Genomic DNA, 10,812 nt, shown 5'->3' with positions numbered 1-10,812 from the left:
TCTTTCCGAAAGTCCTTGACTTGTTTTAGTTTTTCTATTAAGCTCAACATATCTTTCAAAAGTTCGCGTTCACTTCTCATTTTACCTGACAGTGATCGCTTTTACTTTTGATATTCTGATGGGAGAATGAAACAGCCCTAGGGGCAAGGGGGGGGTACAAAGTTTGCTTGAATTGAAACGTTAGCTTCAAATACTGCTTTGTCTATTTCCCGTAAAGATTTTACATCACGAGCAGGGGGAAACTAGAACTATTGAGTAGAACCCCATATCTTTAATTGTCAAGGTGCAGATAGCGTAGTGGTTAGACTACATGGGTTTTTAAAGCGGTTGATTACCCTATCCGCTCTACTTACATGGTAGCTATTTGGCCTGAGTAGGTCAAGACCCTTACAAGAAGAAGTTATTCGAGATTTTGTCAGGAGACTGGACGCTTATTTTTAATCGTGCTTCGTGTCACTGAGCCTTTACGTTGAGCCTTTACATTGAGCCTGTCGAAATGTGTCGAAGTGCTGTTTTATATTGGCGCTTGGTTTCATCCCGTCGCTTTTAGGGACGGGATGAAACCCCGACATTTGAGATAAAATTTATAATCGGAATCCCTTGGATATTCCCTAGACCAGAGCGATTAACGAAAACTATCAAAAAATGGTACAAGATCAAAAACCCACGGTGATCATTACTGGGACAACTTCTGGAGTCGGTCTCTACGCCGCTAAATCCCTTGCTCAAAGAGGTTGGTTTGTGGTTATGGCCTGTCGGGATATCCCGAAAATGGAACAGGCGGCCAAGGAATTGAACATTCCCCGGGATAACTACTGTATGGAATTTATCGACCTCGGTTCCCTCGATAGCGTCCGGCGCTTCGTTAAAAATTTCCGGGCCTTGGGCAGACCCCTAACCGCTTTAGTCTGCAATGCCGCTATCTATCTGCCTTTGCTCAAAGAACCCTTAAGAAGTCCCGACGGTTATGAATTGAGCATGGCCACCAATCATTTAGGTCATTTCCTGTTGTCAAATTTGCTCTTGGAAGATCTAAAAAATTCTCCCTCTCCCGACCGCCGTTTAGTCATTCTCGGCACTGTCACCCATAATCCCGATGAATTAGGCGGTAAAATTCCTCCTCGTCCCGATTTGGGCGATTTGGACGGGTTTGCCAAGGGTTTCAAAGAGCCGATTACTATGGCCGACGGCAAAAAATTTGAATCGGTCAAAGCCTACAAAGATAGTAAGGTGTGTAATGTTCTCACCATGCGGGAACTGCACAAACGCTATCACCAATCGACCGGAATCACTTTTACTTCCCTCTATCCGGGTTGTGTGGCCGATACACCCCTTTTCCGCAACCATTACCCCTTTTTCCAGCAGTTTTTCCCCTGGTTCCAGAAAAATATCACCGGTGGCTATGTTTCCCAAGAATTAGCCGGGGAAAGAGTCGCTATGGTGGTTGCTGACCCCGAATACCGTCAATCCGGTGCTTACTGGAGTTGGGGCAATCGTCAGAAAAAAGAGGGTAAATCCTTTGTTCAAAGGGTTTCTCCTCAAGCTCGCGACGATGAAAGAGGGGCAAAAATGTGGGAATACAGCGCTAAATTAGTCGGATTGGCCTAATTTCCGATTTTGAGCCTGAAAAAGGACACAAGGTAACTTGTGTCCTGCCGAAGCGGGGAGCGCCGGAGCAGCAAGAAACAATCCATAACTGGGTTTTTAAAGTTCGATTAGCAGTTAATCATATTATTAAAAACGGATTTGGTATTATTCCGATTTTACTGCAAGCTTTGGCCAATCTTGACGGAAAAGATTAGTCAACTTTCCTCAAAAATTACTTGATCGATAAAAATTTTTAAGTCAGAAAATTCAAAAATTGCTGGATGATAAAAGCATTAGACAAATCGATAAAAAATGCCCCCACCAAAGGAACAATAATAAATGCCTGGGGAGAAGCCCCAAAATGTTCCGTCACCGCGGTCATATTGGCGATAGCTGTGGGAGTTGCCCCTAGAGTTAAACCCAAATAACCGGCGCAAACTACTGAAGCATGATAGTTTTTTCCCATTACGGGAAAGACCAGTAAAACAGTATAAATAATACTGAGTGAGAACTGCACTAATAACAGGATAGCAATCGGTCCGGCCAAATCGATCAATGTCCATAATTGTAAACTCATCAAGGACATAGATAGGAATAAACCGAGACTAACATCAGAAATTAAGGCTAAAGAGGGCGTATTAGCGGGCCAAGGAAAGCGTTTCAACACCAAAGGTACGGTATTAGTCAGGATAATTCCTGCCAATAAACAGGGGACAAAATCCGGTAATTTTAAACCAAGGGGAGTTGCCCAGTAGTTAATCTGATTACCTAAACCGATAGTTAAACCAATCACTAAGATTGAATGGAGCATTGTATTGTAATCGATATTGACATTCCTCTGGCTTTGTTTAATTCCCACCGTTAAATCTTGGTCTTGATTATTGGCTCGCAGTCGATTTCTCGTAATTAACCATTTAGCCACCGGTCCGCCAATAATTCCCCCTAAAACTAGCCCAAAAGTAGCACTAGCTACACCGATTTCTGATGCTTTGGCGATGCCATAATTATCACGAAAAATAGAAGCCCAAGCAATGGCAGTCCCGTGACCGCCACTCAAAGAAACGGAACCAGCAATCAAACCGATGGGTAAATCTAATCCCATCACTTTTGCCACTCCTAACCCGGCTAAATTTTGTAGAATGAGATAAACCACGGCGGTTATTAATAAAATTAGCAAGGGTTTACCCCCTTGCAGCAGGGTTTTTAGTTTTGAGGACAGTCCGATAGTAGTAAAAAAAACGATTAACAGGGCATCCCGAACATTAAGGGTAAATTCAATTTGCCATTTAAAAACAGCAAAAAATAGACCGAAAAATAAGGAAGCCAAGACACCACCAGCAACGGCATCAGGAATGTTATAATCTTGTAGAAATTTGATATTTTTGGTTAAATACTTACCGAGATAGAGGACTAGAATAGCCATAATAATTGTCTGGCGTTGGCTAAATTGGTAAATTTCCATTTTCTTAATCTTAGTCCTCCAAGATGGTTCACTTAAGTTTAGTCCTAATTTTCGGTGACAGCCTTATCTTTAAGAAAGCCGCAAGGAAAAAAGGACACAAGGTAGCTTGTGTCCTTGCCGAAGCTATGAACTTAATTTTTATTTAGCGTCGGAGAATTCCGCATCGATGACATCATCGCCACCACCAGCACCACCAGAGGGGCCATTGCCATCATTGCCACCGGTGGGATTACTAGGGGCCCCTTGCTGATACATACTGCTACCGATCGCGTAGAGGGCTTGTTGTAATTCCGGTAGGATGGTTTTGATCTTACCATCGTCGTCTTGAGCGATCGCTTCTTTCAGATCTTTAATCAATGCCTGGGCTTTATTTTTCTCGGATGGGGGAACCTTATCGCCCAACTCGGCTAACTGCTTCTCAGCTTGATAAACGAGGGAATCAGCTTGATTTTTGCGTTCAATGTGTTCACGACGTTCCTTATCGACCGAGGCGTTCGATTCTGCCTCATTAACCATGCGTTCCACTTCATTTTGGGGCAAGGTAGAAGCGCCGGTGATGCTGATCGATTGTTCTTTTCCTGTACCTTTATCCTTAGCGGTGACATTTAAAATACCGTTAGCATCGATGTCGAAGACCACTTCGATTTGAGGCACACCACGAGGAGCGGGAGGGATACCATCGAGTCGGAAAGTTCCCAAACTCTTGTTATCTTTGGCCATTTCCCGTTCCCCTTGCAGGACGTGGATTTCCACGTTAGTTTGTCCATCTACTGCCGTGGAGAAAACTTCCGATTTTTTGGTGGGAATAGTGGTGTTGCGGGGAATAATCCGCGTCATCACACCGCCGAGGGTTTCCACACCCAAAGACAAGGGCGAAACATCAAGCAGAAGAATATCTTTGACTTCACCGGCGAGAACACCACCTTGAATAGCGGCGCCGACGGCTACCACTTCATCGGGGTTAACGCTTTGGTTAGGATCTTTGCCCAGAACTTTTTTAACTAATTCTTGAACGGCGGGAATCCGGGTTGAACCACCGACGAGAACCACTTCATCGAGGGCAGATTTATCGATTTTGGCATCACGGATGGCATTTTCGACGGGAATGCGACAGCGATCGATTAAATCGGCGCAAATTTCCTCAAATTTAGCTCTGGTTAAAGTGGTATCTAGGTGTTTTGGTCCTTCGGCGGTAGCGGTGATGAAGGGCAGGTTAATTTCCGCTTGGGTAACGCTAGAAAGTTCAATTTTGGCTTTTTCTGCCGCTTCTGTGAGACGTTGCAGGGCTTGTTTATCTTGACGGAGATCTATTCCTTCAACTTTTTTGAATTCTCCGGCTAAATAATCGACGATTTTTTTATCGAAGTCATCACCACCGAGATGAGTATCTCCAGAGGTAGCGAGAACTTCAAAGACACCATCACCCACTTCTAGAACCGATACGTCAAAGGTTCCCCCACCCAAGTCAAAAACGAGAATAGTTTCGTTAGCTTTTTTGTCTAATCCGTAGGCAAGAGAGGCGGCAGTGGGTTCGTTGATAATGCGGAGAACTTCAACCCCAGCAATTCTCCCGGCATCTTTGGTGGCTTGACGTTGGGAGTCATTAAAATAAGCGGGTACGGTGATGACTGCTTGGGTAACGGTTTCGCCGAGGTATTTACTGGCATCTTCCACCAGTTTCCGCAGTACCTGGGCGGAAATTTCTTCGGGGGAGAATTGTTTGCCCTGGGCGGGACAGTCTAATTTAACGTTGCCGTTGCCGTCTTGGAGAGTTTTGTAGGATACTTCTGTGGCTTCGTTGGTAACTTCGTTGAATTTCCGGCCGATGAAGCGTTTGACGGAATAAAAGGTATTTTGCGGGTTCATTACCGCTTGACGTTTGGCGATTTGTCCTACTAGGCGGTCGCCATTTTTGGCGTAGGCGACGACTGAGGGCGTGGTTCTAAATCCTTCGGCGTTGGCGATAACGGTGGGTTTACCCCCTTCCATAACCGCGACGCAGGAGTTAGTCGTCCCTAAGTCAATTCCAACTACTTTTCCCATAATCTTTGTGCTGCTCCGATACAACTATAGTGACTTCTAGAATCGGAACTGTACTCGGTTTTTAGGCGATACCCACCCCTATCAGTTCCTTCGTTATCTCTATAGTGCAAAATAACCCCGCTTTCTTGATAGTGTAGGTATCCGAACCTTTTTGGTAGTATTGCTAATGTCAGTTCGGGATCAAAGAGTTAGTGGTGAAGGAAAGGAGTCAGAAGTGAGACAAACTCTTAGTTCTTACCACTCCATGCTCGCTCTCCTTGGTTTCCCTGGAGTGGTGGTGGAAATCCCTCACTTCCTCTCTTTTAAGTAGAAAATATGAATCTCAGACATCAAGATCATTACCAGAGTTCAGAAATTTACCGCACTTTACGGCTCTTCTCGACTTTGTGTGATAATTTTTGCTTATGGAATCGTGAAATGCTTATCGGGCAAGACTTTTAGGGCTATTTTGCGGAAGAAAGTATCAGTATAGACCTCGTTTCCACACAGAAACCAGAAGAGCCACTTTACTTTATTAATAACTGAAAGATCGTGCTAAGTAGGGAGGCACAATTATTTGTAGGATGGGTTAGCGGTAGCCTAACATGAGCGGGCGTTGGGTTTCATGCTTCAACCCAACCTACGTTCATCTTATATTTAATTCCACCCACCTACTTATTAATATAAGATTATGTAATCATGAGTAAAAACAATTGTTCCTGTGCGTATTCCATTTATTTCTTGAATATAAGTATCGGTGTCATATCGTTTAAATCTGCTATCTTGAAAACTGTTAATTAACCCAGGAAAATCCTCTAATTCAGAGGCACTAATTAATCTATTTCCGTAAAGAAGATCACCAGAAAAAACCCTAAAGGTAGAAGAACGGGTTTCCTCGGAAAATAAACTGCTACAGTTAGGTTGTAAATAGATGTAGATGTAGGCCAAACGCATATCTACAGAAGGCACAAATTCTAAGCCCAAATCAAAATAGCATAGAGTAGGTGGATTAAAAACAGATAAAATAGATTCCCGATAATTATCAGGCTTTCCAAAACTTCTCAACTGAATAAGATGACTACCAGTATTGACTCCCCCTCCTCTTAAATTGTTAAGAGAACATTGTTGAAAGTCAAGAAAGGTTTTAGTTATCGTTCTTTGCCAACTATTAATAATGACTAGAGAATTTCCCCAATACCTATACTGTTCTGGTCGGCGATCGATCTCGATACCAATAGGATCATCCGATTGACGGGGTTCTACCATGCGATAATAGTAAGTGTAGTTGCTAAATTTTACTCTTCGCGGCCCTGGAAGATCATTAACAAAGTTTTTCTGATCTACTTGCCGGCCAAATTCACAAACACTTTGATAATCTTTTATAGTAAACATTGGTAAAAGAATATCTGGTGGCGGCAGTTTGATTTCATCATCAGACCAACGACCTGTAAAAATCCAGGCGGCTGCCCGCTCAGAAACTACCCAAGCAAGACCTCTATATACAGGAATATTGTCAATACTCATTGTTAATAAATAAATCTGATCATTTATTTTGTAACAATTATCCCCAAAACTCTCAAGGATTGTGGCATCGATCTCAGCTAAAGGTTTGCCAAATGGAAGTGCGAGTAAATCAGTAAGATTGCTCATCATTGAATTTTTTGACTAAGTTACTGTTTCTGTTATACGCTATTTAGATGCTGAACAGCTTACTGTTTACCGATCACAGCAAAAAAGCTCCCCAATGCCTGCTCTTTCTGGGAACTTGTTGATAACACGAATGTAGTATATAATGTAATATAGGTAATAAGCTGTACTGCATTTAAACTGCGTCTTGACAATTTTAGTACAAATGCTCAGAACTCTGGTGCAGTCTGAACGAGTAATTTAGATAGTCAACAGCTTATCCTCTGGCGCTAAAACACGATCACTGATAACAATTTATCTAATTCATCGCAGAATCTAAATTGCCTTATTGTCTTGGTTACATCGGCTTTTTACCTGATTATTTCCTAAAAACTATGGCTTACGAAACTCTGGATATTTCCACACCGACACCGATTTTATCTTGGGCGGGGCATGAATTAGGACCCCAAGAAACCCAAATGGCCAAAAATGTCGCTTCCCTACCTTTTGTTTATAAACACATTTCTTTAATGCCCGATGTTCACTTGGGTAAAGGCGCTTTAGTCGGTTCGGTGATTGCCACCAAAGATGCCGTAATTCCTGCCGCCGTCGGAGTCGATATCGGTTGCGGCATGGCTGCCCTAAAAATGCCTTTTACTGGCGAACAATTGCAGGGAAAACTTAAAAAAATTCGCCTCGATGTGGAGGCGAATATTCCCGTCGGTTTTGCTGAAAATAAAGAAGTGGATCGGGAAGTAACTAAATGGCCAAAATGGGCTGAATTTAAACAGATTCATCGAGGCGTGCAGAACCTAGAGAAAAAAGCCCTTAAACAAATGGGTTCTCTGGGGGGTGGTAATCACTTTATCGAAATTTGTTTAGATACAGACAATCAAGTTTGGTTAATGCTCCATTCCGGTTCTAGAGGTATTGGTAATCAACTGGCCCAATGTCATATTGATACTGCCAAAGAGTTAGCCAAACTAGCAGAAGGTAAATTACCCGACCTCGATCTGGCCTACTTTGTCGCCGGTACAGAAGAATTTACCGCCTACTGGCACGATCTACAATGGGCCCAGGAATATGCCCGTTATAATCGGGAAATTATGATGGCTAGATTTAAACGGATTGTTGAAAAACATCTAGCGGGAGGCAAACCAACTAAACCCCTCTTAGTGGTTAATTGTCATCACAATTATGCCGAACAAGAAATTCATTTTGGGGAGGAAGTTTATGTCACCCGCAAAGGAGCCGTCCGCGCCAGAGAAACCGATTATGGTATTATCCCCGGTTCCATGGGAGCGCAATCTTATATTGTTAAAGGTAAAGGAGAACATAATAGCTTCTGTTCCTGTTCCCACGGGGCCGGGCGCTTGATGTCGAGAAATCTGGCTAAAAAAACCTTTACTCTTGATGATTTAATCGCCCAAACCGAAGGGGTTGAATGCCGCAAAGATGAGGGCGTTATTGATGAGATTCCGGGGGCCTATAAACCGATCCAACAGGTGATGAATCAACAGGCGGATCTAGTGGAAATTGTCGCCACTCTCAAGCAGGTGATGTGTGTCAAAGGTTAACAAATCATGGCAACAGTGATCGATTTTTGTCGTTTTTTCCCTAGCATGAAAAAGATAGGAATCGATCGAGGATTATAAGCGATGAGTCTGACTATTGCTGCCCAATTAGCACAAATTCCCGCCCATCATCTCAATATCATGGGCTATGTGGATGAATCCGCCGTTAACGGCCCCGGCTGTCGGGCGGTGGTCTGGGTACAGGGTTGTTCTCGCGAGTGTCGGGGTTGTTTTAATCCAGCTTCCTGGCCCTTTAAGATCAATCAATTAATTACTGTTGAGTCTCTAGCTGCCAAAATTTTGGCTAATCCCCGCAATAGTGGCCTAACTTTCTCCGGAGGTGAACCTTTTTGGCAAGCAAAAGCCTTGACAGAATTAGCTAAATATGTTAAGGAAAAAGGCTTAAATGTGATGTCCTTCACGGGATTTACGATCGAACAATTGCGCTCAACCCAAGCACCGCCCCACTCTCAAGAATTATTGGCCCAGTTAGATATTTTGGTGGATGGGGCCTATGTGGAATCCCTCGCTATTCATTCCCCCGATTCTCCCGTTTCTTCTAGCAATCAACGGATTCACGTCCTCAATCCCGCTCTGGAAGATCAGATTAATTGGGCATCGGATCAAGTGGAAATTCATATTCTCAAAGACGGAACCCGAATTTTTACGGGATTTTGGGGACAGATTATTTCTTGATTGGGCCCAGAATCAGTAATCAGTGATCAGTAAACAGTAATCAGTGATCAGTGATCAGTAATCAAGATTATCCAACTACTTACTCTCACTTCATACCGCTCACTGAGAACTCAAATCTGATCAGTGATCACTGCCTAGTAATTTAGGATCACAGATCCACTAACATCAATTCCTCGACTAAATCAAAATTAGCCGTTACCGATTGCACATCATCGAGGGATTCTAGGGTGTCGATTAACTTCAATAAAAAACAGGCCTGGTCTCGATCGCTCACTTCTAGGGTATTAGTGGGAATCCAGCGTAATTCTGCTTCTTTGACCTTAAATCCCGCTTCTTGCAGAACCTTATTCAATCTCTCCAGGTTAGACACCTCATTGACATACTCCCACCGTCAAGCTACGCTGTGACGGGGGATTCTTTCCACATCGCTGTTAGAAATTCCTTGTTCAACGAGACAGCTTAGATTCTCAATGTCTCCACTGAAAATCCAGAGACCGGACTCTCCCAAGGCGTTTGGGTCGGTTTCTGTTTGCCCAACAGTACCGTTGAGATGATTTCCCAAATATTGTAACCCTTTTTTAAGAATATTTATTGCTGCATTACGATCCCTATCCAAGACTGTTTGACAATTGGGGCATTGATGAGTTCTAGTGCTTAATGTTTTTTGAACTCTCGTCCCACAAACTGAACAATCTTGGCTAGTAAAATGGGGAGGGACAGCAACACAAACGATCCGATAAATCTTGGCAAAAAATTCAAACCATTCAGTGAATTGATACCAAGAAGCATCAGAAATCGACTTAGACAGCTTATGGTTTTTGACTAAGTTTCTTACCTTTAAAGCCTCATAGACTACCAAATCATTAGACTGGACTAACGCCAAAGCGTCTTTAATTGCTTTGTCTTTACGTTGTCTTGACACTTTAAGATGAAGCCTAGCTACTTTTATCCGTTGCTTGTGATAGTTTTTAGACTGTTTCTTTCCTTTGCGAAATCGTTTTGATAATCTCCTTTGTGCTTTTTTCAGTCGTTTTTCTGACTTTCTTAAATAACGGGGATTCTCTACGGTATTGCCTTGAGCGTCGGTATAAAACTCTTTTAACCCTAAGTCAATTCCTGTTATTTGTCCCGTTGGTTTATGGTATTCTTGCCGTTCTACGTCAATCAAAAACTGGCAATAATAACCGTCAGCACGTCTAATAACTCTTACCCGTCTAATCTGTTGTTCTGAATAATAAACTAAGGTCTTTTGACTACACCATCAATCAAATTCTCCTGCTTTAAAACCATCAGTAAATCTGATTTTACGTCGATCATCTGATAGTTTGTAGCCCGTTAGTTTATACTCAACCGAACGACTATGCTTTTTGAACCGAGGAAAACCCTTTTTACCTGGTATCTTGGCATGACAATTATGATAAAATCGACTAATTGATTGCCAGGCTCTATCAGCAGCCGATTGACGAGCTTGAGAGTTTAATTTATTAACATAAGGTGTCTCTTTATTGTCTGCTAGTACAGCACAAAGCTTTTGAAGATCATTGCGGGTTGTCCCTTGATTGTCCATCCAATAACGAACACAAGAGTTACGCACAAACTGAGATGTCCTAATTGCTTCATCTAGTCTTTGGTATTGTTCTGGTGTCCCGTTTTTTAACTTGGCTTCTACGACTAGCATTGATTAATCCTCGACCCTGGATAAATTAAGTATAACACAGTTTACCTACAAATGGTAGAATTAAAATCGTGCTTCGCAGTTAATATCTTGGTCGGATTTCATCCCCCGCAAAGGTTGATGTCTTGTCGAAAAATTTAGCGGGGGCATTCATCCGACATTTTAGGTAA

Annotated in this window: 6 protein-coding genes and 2 pseudogenes; 3 read left to right on the top strand and 5 right to left on the bottom strand. The window is 42.7% G+C overall.

Annotated elements, in window-relative coordinates; translation table 11 throughout:
* Positions 1–645 precede the first annotated feature (645 nt).
* Positions 646–1,608: a protochlorophyllide reductase gene (locus tag O9332_RS02485; RefSeq protein ID WP_002759735.1), complete on the top strand. Its 963-nt coding sequence runs from the start codon at positions 646–648 to the stop codon at positions 1,606–1,608.
* A gap of 232 nt (positions 1,609–1,840) precedes the next feature.
* Here O9332_RS02485 and gltS read toward each other — a convergent pair whose 3' ends face one another.
* The 3 genes from gltS to O9332_RS02470 form a co-directional block, all read right to left on the bottom strand.
* Positions 1,841–3,049, bottom strand: coding sequence for a sodium/glutamate symporter (gltS, locus tag O9332_RS02480; RefSeq protein WP_002759736.1), 1,209 nt, complete (start codon positions 3,047–3,049; stop codon positions 1,841–1,843).
* Between the two features lie 138 nt (positions 3,050–3,187).
* Positions 3,188–5,092 (bottom strand): molecular chaperone DnaK, encoded by a 1,905-nt coding sequence (gene dnaK / locus O9332_RS02475; RefSeq protein WP_002759737.1) that lies wholly within the window; start codon positions 5,090–5,092, stop codon positions 3,188–3,190.
* Between the two features lie 657 nt (positions 5,093–5,749).
* A complete protein-coding gene (locus O9332_RS02470) occupies positions 5,750–6,724 on the bottom strand; it encodes a hypothetical protein (RefSeq protein ID WP_002759741.1) in 975 nt (324 codons plus the stop codon).
* Positions 6,725–7,092: 368 nt separating this feature from the next.
* Here O9332_RS02470 and O9332_RS02465 point away from each other — a divergent pair, with 368 nt between their 5' ends.
* Positions 7,093–8,274: an RtcB family protein gene (locus O9332_RS02465; RefSeq protein ID WP_288023501.1), complete on the top strand. Its 1,182-nt coding sequence runs from the start codon at positions 7,093–7,095 to the stop codon at positions 8,272–8,274.
* A gap of 81 nt (positions 8,275–8,355) precedes the next feature.
* Positions 8,356–8,967 (top strand): 4Fe-4S single cluster domain-containing protein, encoded by a 612-nt coding sequence (locus tag O9332_RS02460; RefSeq protein ID WP_002759744.1) that lies wholly within the window; start codon positions 8,356–8,358, stop codon positions 8,965–8,967.
* A gap of 148 nt (positions 8,968–9,115) precedes the next feature.
* On the opposite strand, the pseudogene O9332_RS02455 reads toward O9332_RS02460, so the two are convergent.
* Positions 9,116–9,352: pseudogene (locus O9332_RS02455) on the bottom strand (YebC/PmpR family DNA-binding transcriptional regulator); the annotation flags it as partial.
* 6 nt (positions 9,353–9,358) lie between these two features.
* A pseudogene (locus O9332_RS02450) lies at positions 9,359–10,645 on the bottom strand (RNA-guided endonuclease InsQ/TnpB family protein).
* Positions 10,646–10,812: the final 167 nt, after the last annotated feature.

Source organism: Microcystis sp. LE19-10.1B, from assembly GCF_027530565.1.
GTDB classification, from domain to species: Bacteria; Cyanobacteriota; Cyanobacteriia; order Cyanobacteriales; family Microcystaceae; genus Microcystis; species Microcystis aeruginosa.
Note: the sequence above shows the minus strand (reverse complement) of the source record. Positions and strands in the feature narration are given on the sequence as shown.

What these genes read in the sequence shown, in the direction of transcription:
- O9332_RS02485 (WP_002759735.1), top strand. Translation starts at nt 646, where the DNA reads ATGGTACAAGATCAAAAACCCACGGTGATCATTACTGGGACAACTTCT.
- gltS (WP_002759736.1), bottom strand. Translation starts at nt 3,049, where the DNA reads ATGGAAATTTACCAATTTAGCCAACGCCAGACAATTATTATGGCTATT.
- dnaK (WP_002759737.1), bottom strand. Translation starts at nt 5,092, where the DNA reads ATGGGAAAAGTAGTTGGAATTGACTTAGGGACGACTAACTCCTGCGTC.
- O9332_RS02470 (WP_002759741.1), bottom strand. Translation starts at nt 6,724, where the DNA reads ATGATGAGCAATCTTACTGATTTACTCGCACTTCCATTTGGCAAACCT.
- O9332_RS02465 (WP_288023501.1), top strand. Translation starts at nt 7,093, where the DNA reads ATGGCTTACGAAACTCTGGATATTTCCACACCGACACCGATTTTATCT.
- O9332_RS02460 (WP_002759744.1), top strand. Translation starts at nt 8,356, where the DNA reads ATGAGTCTGACTATTGCTGCCCAATTAGCACAAATTCCCGCCCATCAT.